Here is a 19,935-nt window from a genome sequence, read left to right on the forward strand (position 1 = left end):
CGCGACGAGTGCCGGGTGATCCTGCTCGGCGAGATCGCCTCCGTCACCGTCGAACACCCGCTGTACCGGGACCTGCCCGACGCGCCCTACCAGTACAAGGAACTGCTCGGCGCGATCTGGCGGGAACCCCTCGGCCGCCACCTCGACGACGGCGAACGCGGCCGCACCCTGGCCGCCCTGCTGCAGACCGGCTCCGACGGCCGCGCGCTGACCGCCGAACTCGTCGCCCGCTCCGGCCTGGACGTCCGCGACTGGGTCGACCGGCTGTTCGCCGTGATGCTGCCGCCGCTGCTGCACTTCCTGTACCGCTACGGCCTGGTGTTCTCCCCGCACGGGGAGAACGCGATCATCGTCTTCGACCAGCAGGACGTCCCGGTCCGGCTCGCCGTCAAGGACTTCGTCGACGACGTCAACATCAGCGACCGGCCGCTGCCGGAACTCGCCGACCTGCCCGACGGGATCGGCGAGGTGCTGCTCCGCGAGAACCCCGACTACCTGTGCCAGTTCCTGCACTCCGGGCTGTTCATCGGCGTCTACCGCTACCTCGCACCGCTGCTGGAGGACCAACTCGGCTTCCCCGAAGCCGAGTTCTGGGAGCTGCTGCGGGAGCGGATCCTGGACTGCCAGCGCCGCTTCCCGGAACTCGCGGACCGGCACGAGCTGTTCGACCTGTTCGCGCCGCGGATCGACCGGCTCTGCCTGAACCGCAACCGGCTGCTGCTCGACGGCTACCGCGACCGGCCCGACCGGCCGCACGCCGCCGTCCACGGCCAGGTCGACAACCCGCTGCACAGCGCCGCGCACCTCCCGGCCCAGGGGCACCGGATTGTCACCCCGGCCCCGTAGGCTGGGAACGCCATGACGAACGACACCGCACCCCTGCCCGGCGGCCCGGACGCGTCGGCGCCCCCCGTCCCCGCCTCCCGCATCCCGGAACTGCTGCACGCCGCCGTCACCGCCGTCGGCGGCGTGGAGCGGCCCGGGCAGGTCAGGATGGCCGAGGCCGTCGCCGCCGCCGTCGACGAGGGCGAACACCTCCTGGTCCAGGCCGGCACCGGCACCGGAAAGTCCCTCGCCTACCTGGTGCCCGCCCTCGCCCACGGCGACAACGTGGTGATCGCCACCGCGACGCTCGCCCTCCAGCGCCAGCTCGTCGAGCGCGACCTGCCGCGCACCGTCGACGCCCTGCACCCGACGCTGCGCCGCCGCCCGCTGTACGCGATGCTCAAGGGCCGCTCCAACTACCTGTGCCTGCACCGGGCCAACGAGGGCACCCCGAGCGACGAGGGCGAGGGCCTGTTCGACCCGGTCGACGCGCTCGGCGGCCCCACCGGCAAGCTCGGCCAGGACGTCCTGCGGCTGCGCGACTGGGCCGACGAGACCGAGACCGGCGACCGCGACGACCTCACCCCGGGCGTCTCCGACAAGGCCTGGGCGCAGCTCTCCGTCACCTCCAAGGAGTGCCTGGGCGCCGCCCGGTGCGCCTACGGCCAGGAGTGCTTCGCCGAACAGGCCCGCGAACGCGCCAAGTTGGCGGACGTGGTGGTCACCAACCACGCGATGCTGGCGATCGACGCGATCGAGGGCGCGCCGGTGCTCCCCGAACACGGCCTGCTGATCATCGACGAGGCCCACGAACTGGTGAACCGGGTCACCGGCGCCGCCACCGCCGAACTCACCGTCGGCGCGGTCAACCGGGCCGTGAAGCGGGCCGCGAAGCTCGCCAACGAGAAGTCGGTGGACGCGCTCCAGGCCGCCGCCGAGAACTTCCACGGCCTGATGGAGACCGCGCAGCCCGGCCAGGTCGAGGAACTCCCCGAGTACCTCGGCTACGCCGTCGCCGGCATCCGCGACGCCTGCCGCCAGGTCATCACCTCGCTCGGCGAGACCCGCGACAAGGGCCTCAGCGACGAGGACGCCGTCCGCAAGCAGGCGATGGCCTCCGCCGAGACCCTGCACGAGACGGCGGACCGGCTGCTCACCGGCTCCGAGTACGACGTGGTCTGGATCGAGCGCAGCGACCGCTTCGGCCCCGGCACCGCCTCGCTGCGGGTCGCCCCGCTGTCCGTGTCCGGGCTGCTGCGGGAGAACCTGTACCGGGACCGCTCGGTGGTCCTCACCTCCGCCACCCTCAAGCTCGGCGGGGACTTCAACGGCGTCGCCGGGTCCCTCGGCCTGCCCTCCGAGACCAGGCTGCCCGACCACCGCACCCCCGACGGGCCCACCGCCGAGACCGGCGAGGACGCCCCGCCGTACTGGCGCGGGCTGGACGTCGGCTCCCCGTTCACCTACCCCAAGCAGGGCATCCTCTACGTCGCCAAGCACCTGCCGCCGCCCGGCCGGGAACCCGACCGGCCCGAGATGCTCGACGAGCTCACCGAACTGATCGGCGCCTCCGGCGGCCGCACCCTCGGCCTGTTCTCCTCGATGCGCGCGGCCCAGGCCGCGGCGGAGGCCCTGCGCGAACGGCTGGACGTGCCGATCCTGCTGCAGGGCGAGGACACCCTCGGCGAACTCATCCGCGCCTTCGCCTCCGACGCGCAGACCTGCCTGTTCGGCACCCTCTCGCTCTGGCAGGGCGTGGACGTCCCCGGCTCCGCGTGCCAGCTCGTCGTCATGGACCGGATCCCGTTCCCGCGGCCCGACGACCCGCTGATGAGCGCCCGTCAGAAGGACGTCGAGTCCCGCGGCGGCAACGGCTTCATGGCGGTCGCGGCCACCCACGCGGCACTGCTGATGGCGCAGGGCGCCGGCCGCCTGGTCCGCGCGGCGGACGACCGCGGCGTCGTCGCGGTCCTCGACCCGCGCCTCGCCACCGCCCGCTACGGGAGCTTCTTCCGGGCCTCCATGCCGGACTTCTGGTACACCACCGACCGCAACCAGGTCCGACGCTCCCTGGCCGCCATCGACGCCTCGGCTCCGCCGGTCCGGGAGCGATAACAGGGGCGCGGGGAACGGCGCGAAGCGGTAGGCACCCAACAGCAAGGTCCGGTCGAGGACGGTACTCCCGTCCTCGACCGGACCTTGCCGTGCGTCACCCGTCAAAGGCGCCGGAGCACCGCCACGACCTTGCCGAGGATGGTCGCGTTGTCGCCCGGGATCGGCTCGTACGCCACGTTGTGCGGCATCAGCCAGATCTTGCCGTCCTCGCGCTTGAGGCGCTTCACGGTGGCCTCGCCGTCGATCATCGCCGCGACGATGTCCCCGTTCTCGGCGACCGGCTGGCGGCGGACCGTGACCCAGTCGCCGTCGCAGATCGCGGCGTCGATCATCGAGTCGCCCTTGACCGTGAGGGCGAACAGCTCGCCCTCGCCGACCAGTTGGCGGGGCAGCGGGAAGACGTCCTCGACGGTCTGCTCGGCGAGGATCGGGCCGCCGGCGGCGATCCGGCCGACCAGCGGGACGTACGAGGTGGAGGGGCGGCCGGAGGTCTCGGCCGCGGCGGGGCGGGCGACCTCGACGCCGCGGACCTCGTAGGCGCGCGGGCGGTGCGGGTCGCGGCGCAGGAAGCCCTTGCGTTCGAGGGCCATCAGCTGGTGGGCGACCGAGGAGGTGGAGGACAGGCCGACGGCCTGGCCGATCTCGCGCATGGACGGCGGGTAGCCGCGGCGCTGGACGGAATCGCGGATGACCTCGATGACGCGGCGCTGACGCTCCGTCAGGCCCGCTTCGTCGGTGCGGATGCCGGGGGCCGGCCGGGGAGGGCGCGGACGACGGGGGTGGGCACACCGAGCGGGGACTCCTCGATCGGCTGACTACGGCTCATGGTCTGATCCATGCTCTCCTGGTCAGTGGTGCGTGCGGAACGCTCCTGCACCGGGATGGCGGTCTTGGCTTCGACGGTGTGCATGACGCTGGCGGCGCTGGGGGTGGACATCGCGGCGACCCTCTCGACTGGTGCTCCATCTGCCCAGCTCAACTGGCGCCTCTATCGAAAGGTTGCGCCAAACACACGTTCGAGTGAATTTATTCGAGGTCGCCTGACTTGATCAAGCCTCCGGGTGTAAGTCGATTGCATGTTCGACTCGAACAGTCTATGGCGTCCTGGCGGGAGGTGTTCCCGACTCTCACCCGTTCGCCCGGCGTGGCGCGGCGTCCGCCACTAGATCTAGTGGCTAGTGTCCTCGATCGGGCACAGGTCTTGTGTTTGGCTTCGGGTAGAGTGGTCCAAGTCGTTCGCCGTCGGGTCGCAGGGAGGGAGTTCCAGGTGCACTGCCCCTTCTGCCGGCATCCGGACAGCCGAGTCGTGGACAGTCGGGCCAGTGACGACGGGAGCTCCATCCGGCGCCGCCGCCAGTGCCCCGACTGCAGCCGCCGGTTCACCACCGTCGAGACCGCCACTCTGATGGTGATCAAGCGCAGTGGTGTCACCGAGCCCTTCTCCCGCGAGAAGGTGATCTCCGGCGTGCGCAAGGCGTGCCAGGGCCGCCCGGTCACCGAGGACGCGCTCGCCCAGCTCGGGCAGCGGGTCGAGGAGTGCGTGCGGGCCAGCGGCAGCGCCGAGCTCTCCACGCACGACGTGGGCCTGGCGATACTCGGCCCGCTGAAGGAGCTCGACGTGGTGGCGTACCTCCGGTTCGCCTCCGTCTACCGGGCGTTCGACAACCTGGAGGACTTCGAGGCCGCGATCGCGGAGCTGCGCTCCGAGCGGCCCGCGGTTCCCGTCCCGGTGCCCGTGCCGTAACGGCCGGGCCCTCTCAGTTTTTCCCGTTCAAGTCACCGCAGTACCCGTGTGCCGTGGCCGGGCTTCGGCCTGCCCGCACACCAGGAGAACGAACCAGTCGTGCCCGGACTTTTCAGGGCACTTCGGGCGTTTGCCCAGGAGGAGGAGCAAGGCATGACAGACACCACGAGCGGTTCCGCACGCGGGTCGAAGTCGGAGAAGGCCGCGAAGGGCGCCAAGGCCCCCAAGACCGGCCTGCGGCTGGAGCGGATCTACACCACCCCTGGGGTCCACCCGTACGACGCGGTCACCTGGGAGCGCCGCGACGTCGTGATGACCAACTGGCGCGACGGCTCGATCAACTTCGAGCAGCGCGGCGTCGAGTTCCCCGACTTCTGGTCGGTGAACGCGGTGAACATCGTCACCAGCAAGTACTTCCGCGGCGCGGTCGGCACCCCGCAGCGCGAGTGGAGCCTGAAGCAGATCATCGACCGGGTGGTGCTGACCTACCGCGCCGCCGGCGAGAAGCACGGCTACTTCGCCTCCCCGGACGACGCCGAGATCTTCGAGCACGAGCTGACGCACGCCCTCCTCCACCAGGTGTTCAGCTTCAACTCGCCGGTCTGGTTCAACGTCGGCACCCAGCAGCCGCAGCAGGTCTCGGCCTGCTTCATCCTGTCCGTCGACGACTCCATGGAGTCGATCCTCGACTGGTACAAGGAAGAGGGCATGATCTTCAAGGGCGGCTCGGGCGCCGGCCTGAACCTGTCCCGGATCCGCTCCTCCAAGGAACTGCTCTCCTCCGGCGGCAACGCCTCCGGCCCGGTCTCCTTCATGCGCGGCGCCGACGCCTCGGCCGGCACCATCAAGTCCGGCGGCGCGACCCGCCGGGCCGCCAAGATGGTCGTGCTGGACGTCGACCACCCCGACATCGAGGCCTTCATCGAGACCAAGGTGAAGGAGGAGGAGAAGATCCGCGCGCTGCGCGACGCCGGGTTCGACATGGACCTCGGCGGCGACGACATCGCCTCCGTCCAGTACCAGAACGCCAACAACTCGGTGCGCGTGAACGACGAGTTCATGACCGCGGTCGAGAACGGCACCACCTTCGGCCTGCGCGGCCGGATGAACGGCGAGGTGCTGGAGAGCGTCGACGCCAAGGGCCTGTTCCGCAAGATGGCCGAGGCCGCGTGGGCCTGCGCCGACCCGGGCATCCAGTACGACTCGGTGATCAACCACTGGCACACCTGCCCCGAGTCGGGCCGGATCAACGCCTCCAACCCGTGCTCCGAGTACATGCACCTGGACAACTCCAGCTGCAACCTGGCCTCGCTGAACCTGATGAAGTTCCTCCGGGACGACGACAGCTTCGACGCGCAGACCTTCGCCAAGGTCGTCGAGCTGGTCATCACCGCGATGGACATCTCCATCTGCTTCGCCGACTTCCCGACCGAGAAGATCGGCGAGACCACCCGCGCCTACCGCCAGCTCGGCATCGGCTACGCCAACCTCGGCGCCCTGCTGATGGCGACCGGCCACGCCTACGACTCCGAGGGCGGCCGCGCGCTGGCCGGCGCCATCACCTCGCTGATGACCGGCACCGCCTACCGCCGCTCCGCCGAACTCGCCGGCGTGGTCGGCCCGTACGACGGCTACGCCCGCAACGCCGCCCCGCACCGGCGGGTGATGCAGCAGCACGCGGACGCCTCCGCCGCGGTCGCCCCGCTGGACGACCTGGACTCCCCGGTGTGGGCCGTCGCCAACGACACCTGGGCCGACGTGGTCCGGCTCGGCGCGCAGAACGGTTTCCGCAACGCCCAGGCGTCGGTGCTCGCCCCGACCGGCACCATCGGCCTGATGATGGACTGCGACACCACCGGCGTCGAGCCCGACCTCGCCCTGGTCAAGTTCAAGAAGCTGGTCGGCGGCGGCTCGATGCAGATCGTCAACGGCACCGTCCCGCGCGCCCTGAAGCGCCTCGGCTACCAGGACGAGCAGATCGAGGCGATCGTCGCGCACATCGCCGAGCACGGGAACGTCATCGACGCGCCCGGCCTGAAGGCCCCCCACTACGAGGTGTTCGACTGCGCCATGGGCGAGCGGTCGATCTCCCCGATGGGCCACGTGCGGATGATGGCCGCGATCCAGCCGTGGATCTCCGGCGCGATCTCCAAGACCGTCAACATGCCGGAGAACGCCACCGTCGAGGACGTCGAGGAGATCTACTTCCAGGCCTGGAAGCTGGGCGTCAAGGCGCTCGCGATCTACCGCGACAACTGCAAGGTCGGCCAGCCGCTCTCGGCCAAGACCAAGGCCCCGGCGGCCACTTCGGCCCCCGCCCCGGTCGCGGCCCCCGCCGTGGAGAAGGTCGTCGAGTACCGACCGACCCGCAAGCGCCTGCCCAAGGGCCGGCCCGGCATCACCACCTCCTTCACGGTCGGCGGCGCCGAGGGCTACATGACGGCCAACTCCTACCCGGACGACGGCCTCGGCGAGGTCTTCCTGAAGATGTCCAAGCAGGGCTCGACCCTCGCGGGCATGATGGACGCCTTCTCCATCGCCGTCTCGGTCGGCCTCCAGTACGGCGTCCCGCTGGAGACGTACGTCGCCAAGTTCACCAACATGCGCTTCGAGCCGGCCGGCCTGACCGACGACCCGGACGTGCGGATGGCGCAGTCCATCGTGGACTACATCTTCCGCCGCCTGGCGCTCGACTTCCTGCCCTTCGAGACCCGCTCCGCGCTCGGCATCCACTCCGTCGAGGAGCGCACCCGGCACCTGGAGACCGGCTCCTACGAGCCGATCGAGGAGGAGCTCGACACCGAGTCCCTCGCCCAGTCCGCGCCGCTCGCCGCCGAGAAGCCGCACGTCACGCTGCCGGTCGTCGAGCAGCCCAAGCCGGCTCCCGCCGCGCACAACTCCACGGAGCTCGCCGAGATCCGCCTCGGCCTGAACGCCGACGCGCCGCTCTGCTTCTCCTGCGGCACCAAGATGCGCCGCGCCGGCAGCTGCTACCTCTGCGAGGGCTGCGGCTCGACCAGCGGCTGCAGCTGACGGCCCCTCAGGGCCTGCTCTGAGTCGCTGACCTGACAGGGTGTCCCCCCGGATCCTCCGGGGGGACACCCTGTTCCGCGTTCCCTGTTCGCGTTCCGGCGGACCGCCTCTCACTGCACGGCGGCGTAGTGCGGGTGGTCGAAGGACGAGGGGCAGACGTAGAGCTGCAGGTGGTAGCCGCGGCCGATCTGCACCATTGGCGGGTCCGACGGCCGGCGGAGCCCGGTCGGGCCCGCCGGGGGCTCCCGGTCCTCCAGCGGGATCCAGCTGCCGCTCCCGCCGTCCCACTCCCCGGAGTCGACGGTGAACAGCGGCCGGTACGCGGCCCCGCACTCCGGGCAGTCCATCGGACACGGGTCGCAGAAGCTCCACGGGCCCCAGCCGCCGACCTTCCAGCCCGGCGCGACCGACAACTCGTACTGGTAATAGGCCCCGCCCGGCCCCGACCCGTCCGCCGCCTTCGTGCCCTCGCCCCACTCGTGCAGGCGCGCCGCGAGTTCCTCCGGCAGCTCGTGCGGCGCCGGGTACTCCGTCACCGGCTCGGGGTGCAGCGCGCACGGCTCGGGCACGTAGTTGCCGTAGTGGTCGACGTCGAGGGGCGCCGGCGGGTCGGTGAGCAGTTCGCCGACGCCGGCCGAGTCGCGCCAGAACAGGCGGGCGGCGGGCATCGCCTCGTCGTGGTCGAGCGGGCACCACAGCACCTGCAGCAGGTCCGCCCCCGCCGGGCCGGCGAGCCCGGGGACGTCGCGCAGGTACAGCTGGGCGACGGGCAGCAGCGGATTGGGCCCGGTGTGGGCGGGGTGCCCGGCCCCGAGCCGGTCGAGCAGGGCCCGCTGCTCCGGGTCGAGCAGGTTCTCCTCGGGCGCGCGCGGACGCAGCCAGGCCGCCTCCAGCAGCGCCCGGCGCCGGCGGACGTCGTCGAGCGAGACGGGCGGCTCCCAGTGCTGGTGCGGCTCCGTGCAGACCGGCCACTCCTCGCCGGCCGGCCACAGCAGCGGGCCGCCCACCGAACTCTCCCGGACACCCGGCTCGCCCGGCCGCGGGTGCAGCCGCACCGCCTGCCGGGCCAGCGGCGCCAACTCCGGGAACAGGGCCGCGATGTCGACCGGTCGGGGCGGAGTGGTTCTGGCCATGGGAGTCCTTCCGCAGCTGTCTGCTCGTACCGGGCCGCACTCTATGCGGCCGCGCCCACACCGCTGCGCGCGAACTCGGCCGCCGGGCCGGGCGGTTCGCCGCCGCAAGGGGCGCGGCGCCAGGCCCGGGGGGACGGATCGCCCGCCGGCCCGGGCGCCGTCCGTTCCCCGGGTGCGTTGGCCGGGCTGCCGGGGCGGGCGGCGCGGGCAGGCTGGGGGAGGAGAGGGGTGAGTGCGATGGGGCAGACGGTGGTGACGGGCGGGACGGGGACGCTGGCCGGGCCGTGGTGCGCCGGCTGCTGTCGCGCGGGTGCCCGGTGCGGGTGGTGAGCCGGCAGGCACACACGCCGGGGGAGCACGGGTGGGCGGTCGCGGACCTGGTGACCGGGCGCGGGCTGGACGCGGCGCTGACCGGGGCCGGCACGGTGGTGCACTGCGCGACCACCCACGGGAAGCGGGACGTCGACGCCACCCGGCAGCTGGTCGCGGCGGCCCGCGCGGCCGGCGTCGCGCACCTGGTGTACGTGTCGATCGTCGGGGTGGACGCGGTGCCGCTCGGCTACTACCGGGCGAAGGCGGAGTGCGAGCGGCTGGTCGCGGAGTCCGGTCTGGGGTGGACGGTGCTGCGGGCCACCCAGTTCCACGACCTGCTGCTGCGGATGCTGGACGGCCTGTCGAAGGCGCCGGTGCTGCTGCTGCCGCGCGGGGTGGCGTTCCAGCCGGTGGACGTGCGGGACGTGGCCGAGCGGCTGGCGGACCTCGCGGAGGCCGAACCGGCCGGGCGGGTGGCGGACTTCGGCGGGCCGCAGGTGCGTCCGGCGGAGGCGCTGGCGGCGGAGTTCCTGCACGCCCGGGGCCGGCGGAGGCCGGTGCTCCGGGTGCCGGTGCCGGGCGGGGCGGTGAAGGCGCTGCGGGCCGGCGGCAACCTGGCGCCGGAGCACGCGGACGGGCGGATCACCTTCGCGGAGTTCCTGGCGGGACGGCACTGAGAGTTCCCGGCGGGGCGGCACTGAGAGTTCCCGCGGAGCGGCGCCGAATTCTGTCAACCAGGGTTGACGTGGGCGGTGGCGTCAACCTATGTTGACGGCATGAGCGAGACGAGACAGCTCGCGGCCGACGCGAGCAGCAGCGACCCGGCGATCGGCCTGCGCGCCGTCCGGGCGCTGCGCGACCTGGCCGACCGACTGGAGGAACTCCAGGTCGGCAACGCCCGCGGCAAGGGCTGGTCCTGGCACGACATCGCGGTCTGCCTGGGCGTCACCAGGCAGGCGGTGCACAAGAAGTACGCCCGGCGGACGACGGAACGGGGAGGGGCCTGAGATGTTCGAACGGTTCGCGGCGGAGGCCCGCCGCACGGTGACGCTGGCCGGCGACGAGGCGCGGCGCCTGCACCACCGGCACCTGGGCACCGAGCACCTGCTGCTCGGCCTGCTCGCCCAGCCGCAGGACCCGGCCGCCCGGCTGCTCGCCCGGTTCGGCCTCGACCTGGCCGCCGGCCGCAGCGCCGTCGCCGGCCTGGTCGGCGGCCCGGACCCGGAGCGGGACGGGGCGGCGCTGGCCGCGATCGGCATCGACCTGACGGCGGTGCGCGAGGCCGTCGAGTCGACGTTCGGCGCGGGCGCGCTGGACGCCCCGCCGCCGGAGCGGCGCCCGCGGTGGGGCGGGCCGCGCATCACCGAGCGGGGCCGGCAGGTGCTGGTGCTGTCGCTGCGCGCCGCGGCCGATTCGCGGTCGCGCCGGATCGAGACCGGCCACCTGCTGCTCGGGCTGCTGCGCGAGGGCGGCGGCGCGGCGGTCCGGGTGCTGCGCGAGCGGGGCGTCGACCTGGCGGAGCTGGAGCGGGAGACGGAGGCGATGCTGGCGGACGGCCTGTCCGCGGCCTCGTAGCACGGGGCGGTCACAACTGGGGCGCTGCCCGATGAAGGTCGAACGCGCTCCTTGGCGTGGGGTGACCGGTGGGTTAACGTCTTTGAGCCAGCGATCAGCTGGGTACACCCTCATCTCCGGTACAGCGCAGTGTTGTTCGTCTTACGGCTGGCATGCCCATGCCCTGGCTAGGAGGACCGCATTGACCACCCCCGTGACCACTGGACGCCGACGGCTGCTCGCCGTACCGGCCGTCCTGGCACTGGCACTGACAGCCGCCTGCTCGAACAGCTCCTCGTCCGGTGGCGGGGGCGGGTCCGGTGGCGCCGCGCTGACCGGTGACTGCGCCAAGTACCAGGCGTACGCGGGCCATTCGGGCACCAAGGTGTCGATGTACGCATCGATCCTGTCGCCCGAGTCGGACTCGCTGGAGAAGTCCTGGGCCGACTTCAGCAACTGCACCGGCATCAAGATCGTCTACGAGGGTTCCAACGACTTCGAGTCGCAGCTGCCGGTCCGGGTGGCCGGCGGCAACGCCCCCGACCTGGCGATCATCCCGCAGCCCGGCCTGCTGGCCCAGATGGTGAAGACCGGCAAGGTGGTCAAGCCGCCGCAGCAGACCGTCGACAACGAGAACAAGTGGTCGCCGATCTGGAAGACCTACGGGTCGGTCAACGGCACCTTCTACGCGGCGCCGATGAGCGCCAACATGAAGTCCCTGGTCTGGTACTCGCCGAAGGCGTTCAAGGCCGCCGGGTACGAAGTGCCCAAGACCTGGGCCGACCTGATGGCGCTCAGCGACAAGATCGCCAAGTCCGGCACCACGAAGCCCTGGTGCGGCGGCATCGGCTCCGGCACCGCGACCGGCTGGCCGGCCACCGACTGGCTGGAGGAGATCGTCCTCGGCTCGTACGGCGGCGACGTCTACGACCAGTGGGTCGGCCACCAGGTGAAGTTCTCCGACGAGAAGATCACCACCGCGATGAAGACCGTCGCCGACTGGATGCAGAACCCGGCCTGGGTCAACGGCGGCTTCGGCGACGTCAAGTCGATCGCCACCACCACCTTCCAGGACGCCGGCACCCCGATCCTCAGCAACAAGTGCGCGATGCTCCAGCAGGCGTCGTTCTACCGCGCGCAGTGGCCCAAGGGCACCAGCATCGGGCCCGACGGCGACGTCTTCGCCTTCCACCTGCCCGCGGTGAACCCGCAGGTCAACAGCCCGGTCGAGGGCGGCGGCGAGTTCGTCGGCGCGTTCTCCGACCGGCCCGAGGTGCAGGCCGTGCAGAACTACCTGTCCAGCTCCGAGTGGGCCTCCAGCCGGGTCAAGGTCTCCCCGGGCTGGGTGTCCGCCAACCAGGGCGTCGACAAGAGCCTGTACACCGACCCGATCGACAAGCTGTCCGCCGAATCGCTCACCGACCCGGCGGCCACCTTCCGCTTCGACGGCTCCGACCTGATGCCCGCCGCCGTCGGCGCCGGCGCCGAATGGAAGGCGCTCACCGCCTGGTTCGCCGAGGGCCAGTCGATCCAGAAGACGGCCGGCGACATCGACGCCGCCTGGCCCCAGTAGGCCCAGGCCACCGGGCAGCGCGGGCGGGTGCACCACCCGCCCGCGCTGCCCTCCGTCCGCCCCGAGGTCTCCGAGGAAGGACCCTCCGCATGCCCACCGACACCCGGCTCGCCGGGCCGGCGCTCCAGCTCGCGGACTCGCTGTGGCAGGACGCGGCGATCAAGTTCGGCAACACCGGCGGAGCCGTACTGGGCTTCCTGGGCGTCCTGCTGGCCGTGTTCTTCGCGGCCGGCCGGGCCACCGGACGCTTCTCCCGGCCGCTGGCGATCGTGCTGATGCTCGGCCCCGCGATCGTGCTGCTGCTCACCGGCCTGGTCGTGCCGCTGCTGCGCACTGTCGTCCTGAGCTTCCTGGACGCCGACGGCGCGAAGTTCGTCGGCGGGAAGAACTACGGCTGGGCGCTGACCAGTTCACCCATCCACGGGGTGCTGCTGAACACCCTGCTGTGGCTGGTGATCGCCCCCCTCGCGGCCACCGGGCTCGGCCTCGCGCTGGCCCTGATGGTGGACCGGATGCGCGGCCAGGCGGTCTGGAAGTCGCTGATCTTCATGCCGATGGCGGTCTCGCTGGTCGCCGCCTCGATCGTCTTCAAGCTGGTCTACGAGTCGCGCGGCAGCGGGCAGAGCCAGGTCGGCCTGCTCAGCCAGCTCGCCGTCACGCTCGGCTGGGACGACCCGCCGAACTGGATCCTGTCCCAGCCGCTGAACAACTTCCTGCTGATGGCCGTCCTGGTCTGGGTGCAGACCGGCTTCGCCATGGTGGTGCTGTCCGCCGCGATCAAGGCCATCCCGGACGAGATCACCGAGGCCGCCCGGCTCGACGGCGCCACCGGCGTGCGGCTGTTCCTGCACGTCACGGTGCCGATGATCCGCACCACGGTGGTGGTGGTGCTCACCACCATCATGATCATCACGCTGAAGGCCTTCGACATCGTCCGCACCATGACCGGCGGCAACTTCGGCACCCAGGTGCTCGCCAACGAGATGTACTCGCAGAGCTTCGAGCAGTACAACTTCGGCCGCGGCAGCGCCCTCGCGGTGATCCTCTTCCTCGCGGTGGCCCCCCTGGTGGTCTACAACATCGCCCTGCTGCGCAAGGAGCGTGCGACCCGATGAGCGCCCAGCCCACCATCGCCCCCGCCAAGGCCGCCAAGCCCGAACTGCCGCCGGTGAAGGCGGTCCGACGGTCCTTCAGCAGCCCGCTGGCCAGCATCCTGGTGGTCGCCGTCACCGCCCTGTGGACGCTGCCGACCGTCGGCCTGCTGGTCACCTCGCTGCGCCCGAAGGGGGACGTCGCCTCCACCGGCTGGTGGGAGGCGTTCGTCCACCCCGACCTCGGGTTCGAGAACTACCGCTCGGTGCTGTTCGACAACTCCTTCGGCACCTCCGGCGGCCTGATGCCGTACCTGATCAACTCGGTGGCGATCAGCATCCCGGCCACCGTCTTCCCGCTGGTGCTGGCCGCGATGGCGGCGTACGCGCTGGCCTGGGTGCGGTTCAAGGGCAGCGACACGCTGTTCTTCGTGATCTTCGCGCTGCAGATCGTGCCGCTGCAGATGTCGCTGATCCCGCTGCTGCGGCTGTTCTCCGGCGGCGCCCACCTCGGCTCGGTCACCGTCATTCCGGCGCTCAACCTGAAGGACACCTACCTGCCGGTCTGGCTGACCCACACGATGTTCGCGCTGCCGCTGGCGATCTTCCTGCTGCACAACTTCATCGCCCAGCTGCCCCGCGACCTGATGGAGGCCGCGGTGGTGGACGGGGCCTCGCACTTCAAGATCTTCCGGTCGATCGTGCTGCCGCTGAGCGCCCCCGCGCTGGCCTCGTTCGCCATCTTCCAGTTCCTGTGGGTGTGGAACGACCTGCTGGTCGCGCTCACCTTCGCCGGCGGCAACCCGACGGTCGCGCCGATGACCTCCCGGCTCGCCCAGCTGTCCGGCTCCAACGGCAGCCGCTGGGAACTGCTCTCGGCGGGCGCGTTCCTGTCGATGATCGTGCCGCTGGCGGTGTTCTTCGCGCTCCAGCGCTTCTTCGTCCGGGGCCTGCTGGCCGGGTCGGTGAAGGGCTGAGTCCGTTCGATTCTTGAACGCAACGGGCCGTGTTGATTATGTGCAGACAAACCGGTCGGATGCGGAGCGTTCGCGTTCGAGTTGGCCGGAAGTCGTGGCTGTGATGTGAGGGTTCTGCGGACGTGCCGGGGTCGGAGCCGGTAGGACGGAGGGCGGCACTTCTGCCGTTCATCCGGTCATCCGACCTTGGGGGGTTGGCGTGAGGTTCAGAAAACGGCTCGCCGGGCTGCTCGTGGCCCTGCTCGCATCCACCGGACTGATGGCGGCGCCCGCGGCACACGCGGACACCACCGCCGTCCTCGGCAACAACACCGTCGGCACCGCCACCGACTCCGGCGACTCCAACTACATCAACACCTCGCGCTTCGTGACCGGCGCCAGTGGCGGCGCGGTCACCAGCGTCAGCGTGTACGTCGGCGCCGTCGGCGCCACGCCCAACGACCAGTACCAGGTCGCGGTGTACGGCGACGTCGCCGGCAAGCCCGGCGCGCTGCTCGGCTCCTCCGCGTCCGGGACGCTCACCGCGCACTCCTGGAACACCCTGCCGGTCACCGCGACCCTCGCGCCCAACACGCCCTACTGGCTGGCCTACAACTCCAACGGCGTCACCGCCGCGGTCAACAACCTCAACTACTCCACCGGCGGCCAGAGCGGCTACTCCACCGGCGGCGCGGCCTTCGGCACCTGGCCCAGCAACTTCGGCGCCGTCTCCACCGGCAACCTCAACTACTCCATCTACGCCACCTACACCCCGTCCGGCGGCGGCGCGGCCACACCCGGCAACGGCCCCGGCAACGAGGGCCCGATCCTGCTGGTCACCGACCCGGCCAACCCGTACACCTCGTACTACGGCGAGATCCTCAAGGCCGAGGGCCTCAACTACTACAAGCTCGCCGACATCGGCACCGTCACCGCCGCCACCCTCGCCTCCTACGACGTGGTGCTGCTGGCGGAGAACCAGCTGACGGCCGCTCAGACCACCATGTTCACCACCTGGGTGAACGGCGGCGGACGGCTCGTCGCGATGCGGCCCGACAAGCAGCTCGCCGGCCTGCTCGGCCTCACCAGTACGCCCGACACGCTGGCCGACGCCTACCTGAAGATCGACACCACCGCCGCGCCCGGCACCGGACTCACCGCCGACACCATGGGCTTCCACGGCACCGCCGACAAGTACACCCTGAACGGCGCCACCGCCGTCGCCACCCTGTACAGCGACGCCGCCGTGGCCACCACCAACCCGGCCGTCACGCTGCGCACCGTCGGCACCGGCCAGGCCGCCGCGTTCACCTTCGACCTCGCCAAGTCCGTCGTGCAGACCCGCCAGGGCAACGCCGCCTGGGGCGGCCAGCAGCGCGACAACGTGGACGGCATCGAGGCCAGCGAGATGTTCTTCGGCACCGGCGGACAGCTCAACTGGAACAACCTCGACAAGGCGCAGATCCCGATCGCCGACGAGCAGCAGCGCCTGCTCGGCAACCTGATCACCACCATGGACGCCGCCAAGAAGCCGCTGCCGAAGTTCTGGTACTTCCCCCGCGACGCCAAGGCCGTCGTGGTGATGACCGGAGACGACCACGGCATCGGCGGCACCACCGGACGCTTCGACGGCTACATCGCGCAGAGCCCCGTCGGCTGCAACGTCGCCAACTGGGAGTGCGTGCGCGCCTCGTCCAACGTCTACGCCAGCGGGCCGATGACCGACGCCCAGGCCAAGGCCTACTCCGACCAGGGCTTCGAGATCAGCACCCACATCACCACCAACTGCACCCCGTGGGGCACCCCCACCGACCTGCAGAACCTCTACGCCACCCAGATCGCCGCGTGGAAGGCCAAGTACCCCTCGCTGCCCAACCCGGACAGCACCCGCACCCACTGCGTCGAGTGGGACGACTGGGCGACCCAGGCCAAGACCAAGCTCGCCAACGGCATCCGGCTGGACACCGATTACTACTACTACCCGGGCAGCTTCGTGCAGGACCGGCCCGGCTACTTCAACGGCGCGGGACTGCCGATGAAGTTCGCCGACAGCAACGGCGCCACCATCAACGAGTACCAGGCCACCACCCAACTCACCGACGAGGCCGGCCAGTCCATGCCCGGCACCGTCAACACGCTGCTGGACAACGCCTACAACTCCAAGGGCTACTACACCGCCCTGACCGCCAACATCCACACCGACTACGCCGCCTCCACCGCGTCCGACCAGGTCATCGCCTCGGCCAAGGCGCACGGCACGCCCGTGGTCTCCGGCCGCCAGCTGCTGACCTGGCTGGACTTCCGCAACGGCTCGGCGTTCTCCGGGACGACCTGGGCCGCGAACACGCTGAGCTTCAGCATCACCGGCGGCGCGAACGGCCTGCGCGCGATGGTCCCGGTCAACTCGGCCGGCGGCACGCTCACCGGCATCAAGCAGGGCACCACCGCCGTCAACTACCGGATCGAGACCATCCACGGCATCACGTACGCCTTCTTCGACGGCAACGTGGGCTCCTACACGGCGACCTACGGCACCGACACCGTCGCGCCGACCGTCACCGGCTCCGTCCCGGCCAACGGGGCGACCGGCGTCGCCGCCACCGCCGCCGTGAAGGCCTCGTTCAGCGAGCCGGTCCAGGCCGCCACCGTCAACGCCACCAACGTCACCCTGAAGACCACCACCGGCGCCGTCGCCGTGGCCGGCACGGTCGCGCTGGATACCGCGACCAACACCGTCACCTTCACCCCGACTGCGGCCCTCGCGCTCAACACCGGCTACACGCTGACCGTCGCCAACGTGAAGGACCTGGCGGGCAACACCCAGACCGCCGCCTACACCGCGGCCTTCACCACGGCCGGCGCGCCGCCGCAGACCATCGGCAACAACGCCGTCGGCACCCAGCTCGACGACACCAACTCCAACCACCTCAACGGCTCCAGGATCACCACCGGGGCCTCGGCGATCGCGCTCACCTCGCTGAACGTGCACACCGGCCAGACCAGCGCCTCGCCCAACAACCAGTTCCAGATCGCCGTCTACACCGACAACGGCGGCTCGCCGGACGCGCTGCTGGCCACCAGCTCCGTCGGCACCCTGAGCGCCAACGCCTGGAACAGCGCGCCCATCACCTACACGCTGGCCGCCAACACCACCTACTGGCTGGTCTACAACTCCAACGGCACCAGCTCGACCGTCAACAACATGCACTACAGCTCCGGCCCCGCCGGGTCTGGCGTCTACAGCAACGCCAGCGTCCCGTTCGGCACCTTCCCGGCGAGCTTCGGCACCGCGGTGAAGGACAACCTCGTGTACTCGCTGTACGGGGCCTACTGATCGGGCCTACTGATCGGGCCCACTGATCGGGCCCACTGAACGGGCCCACTGAACCGGTCGGTTGTTTCGGGCTGCCGGGGCGGTTTGTGTCACAACTCTGTGACCGAGCCGCCCCGGCGGCTTTTTGAACCTGTTCAGAAGTGGCGTTCGGGCCCTAGAGTCGCCGGCACGACCAGGCGTGCGGCTGGCCGAAAACCGTCGCACGCACGCTTCCTGAGGGGGTTTCATGTCTCAGCCGTCCGACTCCAGCAGCTCCGGCAGTCCTGACGCTGTCAACGCCGGTGGTTCCGGCCGTTCTGATGGGGCCGGTGGCGCCGAGGGCTCGGGTGGTGCGGCGGGTGGCGCCGGTGCGGTGGGTGGTGCTGGTGGTGACGGAGCTTCGGGCAGTGCCGGTGCGGCGGGTGGCGCTGGTGGATCTGCCGGGGGCGTTGGGCGGCCGGAGCCGGCGAACCCCTTTGCGGCGCCCGGGGGGCCGCGGCCCGGGGCGTTCGGGAAGGGGACGCCGGTCGGGGCCGCCGCAGGTCCGGGGGTGAAGGCCGCGTCGGTCGGAAACCCCTACGCGCCGTATCAGCACCGGCCGTTGGACCCGCTGCCCGAGCCGGAGTGGTTGCGGCCCAGCAAGGCCCGGACCGCCGCGCCCGCCAGCCTGCGGGTGCTGGTCGCCGCAGGGGTGTCCGGACTGGTCAGTGCGGTGGTGCTCGGTGACGGGATCGGCGCCAACCTGCTGCTCTGCGCCCTCGCGGGTGCGATCGGCGCCGGGATGACCGCGCTCGGCACCGGGCGGAAGATCAAGCCCTGGCACCTTGCGTTCGCCGCGACCGCGCTGCTGCTCTGCCTGGTGCCGGCCATCAGCGGCGCGGGCGGGGCGGTGACCCTCGCCCTGATCGCCGCGATATGCGTCGGCTCGCTCACCCTGCACGGCGGTGCCCGCTGGGTCGGCGTGGCGATGGGCTCGATCGGCCTGTGGACGCACTTCATGCCCGGAGTGGCCTGGGGGATCCGGGCGCTGAGGGAGCGTCGTTTTCCGGCCAAGGCCCGGGCCGGGCAGGTGTTCAAGGCCGTCCTGGTCTCGCTGGTGCTGCTGCTGATCTTCGGCTCGCTGTTCGCCGGAGCCGACTCCACCGTCGCCGACCTGCTGGAGGGCCTCGTCCCCTCGATGGACGTCGGGGACGTCCCGCTGCGCTTCGTGTTCTTCGCCGCTGGAGTGTCGCTGGCGCTCGGCGCCGCGCACGCCGCTGCCGCCCCGCGCCGCTGGGACCGCACCCGCACCCGGGCCGGCAAGGAGCGCGGCCGGCTGGAGTGGGCGATGCCGCTGGTGGTGATGAACCTGCTGTTCGGCACCTTCGTGGTGGTGCAGTTGGTGGTGCTGATCGGCGGCTACGGCTCGATCATGCGCCGCACCGGGATGACCCCCGCCGAGTACGCCCGGCAGGGCTTCTGGCAGCTGCTGTGGATCGCGGTGCTCACGCTGGTCGTGGTCGCACTCGCCAAGTACTGGGCGCCGCGCAGCAATGCGGGCGACCGGCGGCTGGTGAAGGTGCTGCTCGGACTGCTCTGCACGCTCACCCTGATCGTGGTCGGCACCGCGCTCGTCCGGATGAGCCTGTACATGGACGCCTTCGGACTCACCCGGCAGCGAGTCGACGTCGCCGCCGTGGAGATCTGGCTCGGCCTGGTCTTCCTGATGGTGCTGTTCGGCGCGGTGCTCTCCTCCCGCCGCTGGCTGCCCCGTGCGGTGGTGCTCAGTGCCGCCGTGGCCGTGGCGCTGTTCGGCCTGCTGCGGACCGACAGCCTGATCGCCGAGCAGAACGTCGACCGTCACCGCACCGCCGGCGCCCACCTCGACGTCAGCTACCTGCGCAGCCTCTCCGTCGACGCGGTGCCCGCCCTGGACCGGCTGCCGGACGACCTGCGCACCTGCGCGCTCCAGCCCATCGCCGCCGAGCTCGCCGACAAGCCCGCGCCGCCCTGGTACGCCATGAGCCGGGCCGAGGCCCGCGCCCGGGAGATCCTTGCGGCGAACCCCGTGACCTGGGACCGGGGCGTGGCCTGCCAGCGCGTCGGCCTGGTCGAGGATCGGCGCGAGGACTACTGACGTTCGTCGGTTGCTGGTTGCTGGTTGCTGGTTGCTGGTTGCTGGCGGTCGAGCGGAGTTGGTGACCGGTGGCCGGTGGCCGACCGGGGGCTGGCGGCGGTTGGTGGTCGGGGCTTCGGGCTCATGGGCGGCGGGGGAGGGGGAGGGCTCAGCTCTCCTGCCTCTGCCCC

The 19,935-nt window shown here is 71.3% G+C and carries 14 protein-coding genes and 1 pseudogene; 12 read left to right on the forward strand and 3 right to left on the reverse strand.

The features are described 5' to 3' along the window. Both KCH_RS37795 and KCH_RS25355 read left to right on the forward strand, forming a co-directional pair. On the forward strand, positions 1-846 hold an 846-nt coding region (locus KCH_RS37795; RefSeq protein ID WP_035866776.1), incomplete at its 5' end, for an IucA/IucC family protein. A gap of 12 nt (positions 847-858) precedes the next feature. Continuing rightward, positions 859-2,940, forward strand: coding sequence for an ATP-dependent DNA helicase (locus KCH_RS25355; RefSeq protein ID WP_244305431.1), 2,082 nt, complete (start codon positions 859-861; stop codon positions 2,938-2,940). Between the two features lie 101 nt (positions 2,941-3,041). Here the strand turns inward: KCH_RS25355 and lexA are convergent. Beyond that, a pseudogene (gene lexA / locus KCH_RS25360) lies at positions 3,042-3,719 on the reverse strand (transcriptional repressor LexA); the annotation flags it as partial. Then, on the reverse strand, positions 3,659-3,877 hold the full coding sequence (locus KCH_RS43450) for a hypothetical protein (RefSeq protein ID WP_035866781.1): 219 nt from the start codon (positions 3,875-3,877) through the stop codon (positions 3,659-3,661). The gene KCH_RS43450 and the pseudogene lexA, both read right to left, overlap by 61 nt. A gap of 330 nt (positions 3,878-4,207) precedes the next feature. On the opposite strand from KCH_RS43450, the gene nrdR reads away from it, so the two are divergent. Beyond that, positions 4,208-4,684 (forward strand): transcriptional regulator NrdR, encoded by a 477-nt coding sequence (gene nrdR / locus KCH_RS25370; protein ID WP_035866783.1) that lies wholly within the window; start codon positions 4,208-4,210, stop codon positions 4,682-4,684. A 153-nt stretch (positions 4,685-4,837) separates the two neighbouring features. Continuing rightward, positions 4,838-7,717 (forward strand): vitamin B12-dependent ribonucleotide reductase, encoded by a 2,880-nt coding sequence (locus tag KCH_RS25375; RefSeq protein WP_035866784.1) that lies wholly within the window; start codon positions 4,838-4,840, stop codon positions 7,715-7,717. 110 nt (positions 7,718-7,827) lie between these two features. Here KCH_RS25375 and KCH_RS25380 read toward each other — a convergent pair whose 3' ends face one another. Then, positions 7,828-8,850 carry a hypothetical protein gene (locus tag KCH_RS25380; RefSeq protein WP_035866786.1) on the reverse strand — a complete coding sequence of 341 codons (1,023 nt, stop codon included), beginning with the start codon at positions 8,848-8,850 and terminating at the stop codon, positions 7,828-7,830. Between the two features lie 326 nt (positions 8,851-9,176). Between KCH_RS25380 and KCH_RS25385 the strand changes: the two genes are divergently transcribed. The 8 genes from KCH_RS25385 (at position 9,177) to KCH_RS25420 (ending at position 19,765) form a co-directional block, all read left to right on the forward strand. Further along, positions 9,177-9,839, forward strand: a complete 663-nt coding sequence (locus KCH_RS25385) for an SDR family oxidoreductase (protein ID WP_341865408.1) — start codon at positions 9,177-9,179, stop codon at positions 9,837-9,839. Between the two features lie 99 nt (positions 9,840-9,938). Beyond that, positions 9,939-10,169 (forward strand): hypothetical protein, encoded by a 231-nt coding sequence (locus KCH_RS25390; protein WP_035866788.1) that lies wholly within the window; start codon positions 9,939-9,941, stop codon positions 10,167-10,169. Position 10,170: 1 nt separating this feature from the next. Beyond that, on the forward strand, positions 10,171-10,737 hold the full coding sequence (locus KCH_RS25395; RefSeq protein WP_035866790.1) for a Clp protease N-terminal domain-containing protein: 567 nt from the start codon (positions 10,171-10,173) through the stop codon (positions 10,735-10,737). Positions 10,738-10,918: 181 nt separating this feature from the next. Continuing rightward, on the forward strand, positions 10,919-12,289 hold the full coding sequence (locus tag KCH_RS25400) for an ABC transporter substrate-binding protein (protein WP_063750179.1): 1,371 nt from the start codon (positions 10,919-10,921) through the stop codon (positions 12,287-12,289). Positions 12,290-12,378: 89 nt separating this feature from the next. Then, a complete protein-coding gene (locus KCH_RS25405) occupies positions 12,379-13,404 on the forward strand; it encodes a carbohydrate ABC transporter permease (protein ID WP_035866792.1) in 1,026 nt (341 codons plus the stop codon). Beyond that, entirely contained in the window at positions 13,401-14,357 is a 957-nt protein-coding gene (locus KCH_RS25410; RefSeq protein ID WP_035866795.1) for a carbohydrate ABC transporter permease, read from the forward strand. Before KCH_RS25405 ends, KCH_RS25410 begins: the two co-directional genes overlap by 4 nt. Positions 14,358-14,556: 199 nt before the next feature. Continuing rightward, positions 14,557-17,670, forward strand: coding sequence for an Ig-like domain-containing domain (locus KCH_RS46180; RefSeq protein ID WP_157032189.1), 3,114 nt, complete (start codon positions 14,557-14,559; stop codon positions 17,668-17,670). A gap of 580 nt (positions 17,671-18,250) precedes the next feature. After that, complete coding sequence (locus KCH_RS25420) at positions 18,251-19,765, forward strand: DUF4153 domain-containing protein (RefSeq protein WP_157032190.1); 1,515 nt, start codon at positions 18,251-18,253, stop codon at positions 19,763-19,765. The last annotated feature ends 170 nt before the right edge of the window (positions 19,766-19,935 follow it).

The organism is Kitasatospora cheerisanensis KCTC 2395 (assembly GCF_000696185.1).
Classification (GTDB): Bacteria; Actinomycetota; Actinomycetes; order Streptomycetales; family Streptomycetaceae; genus Kitasatospora; species Kitasatospora cheerisanensis.

Excerpts from the sequence above, each read along its gene's own strand:
- KCH_RS25395 (WP_035866790.1), top strand. The coding sequence starts at position 10,171 with ATGTTCGAACGGTTCGCGGCGGAGGCCCGCCGCACGGTGACGCTGGCC.
- KCH_RS25405 (WP_035866792.1), top strand. The coding sequence starts at position 12,379 with ATGCCCACCGACACCCGGCTCGCCGGGCCGGCGCTCCAGCTCGCGGAC.
- KCH_RS25380 (WP_035866786.1), bottom strand. The coding sequence starts at position 8,850 with ATGGCCAGAACCACTCCGCCCCGACCGGTCGACATCGCGGCCCTGTTC.
- KCH_RS25390 (WP_035866788.1), top strand. The coding sequence starts at position 9,939 with ATGAGCGAGACGAGACAGCTCGCGGCCGACGCGAGCAGCAGCGACCCG.
- KCH_RS43450 (WP_035866781.1), bottom strand. The coding sequence starts at position 3,877 with ATGTCCACCCCCAGCGCCGCCAGCGTCATGCACACCGTCGAAGCCAAG.
- KCH_RS25410 (WP_035866795.1), top strand. The coding sequence starts at position 13,401 with ATGAGCGCCCAGCCCACCATCGCCCCCGCCAAGGCCGCCAAGCCCGAA.
- KCH_RS25355 (WP_244305431.1), top strand. The coding sequence starts at position 859 with ATGACGAACGACACCGCACCCCTGCCCGGCGGCCCGGACGCGTCGGCG.
- KCH_RS25375 (WP_035866784.1), top strand. The coding sequence starts at position 4,838 with ATGACAGACACCACGAGCGGTTCCGCACGCGGGTCGAAGTCGGAGAAG.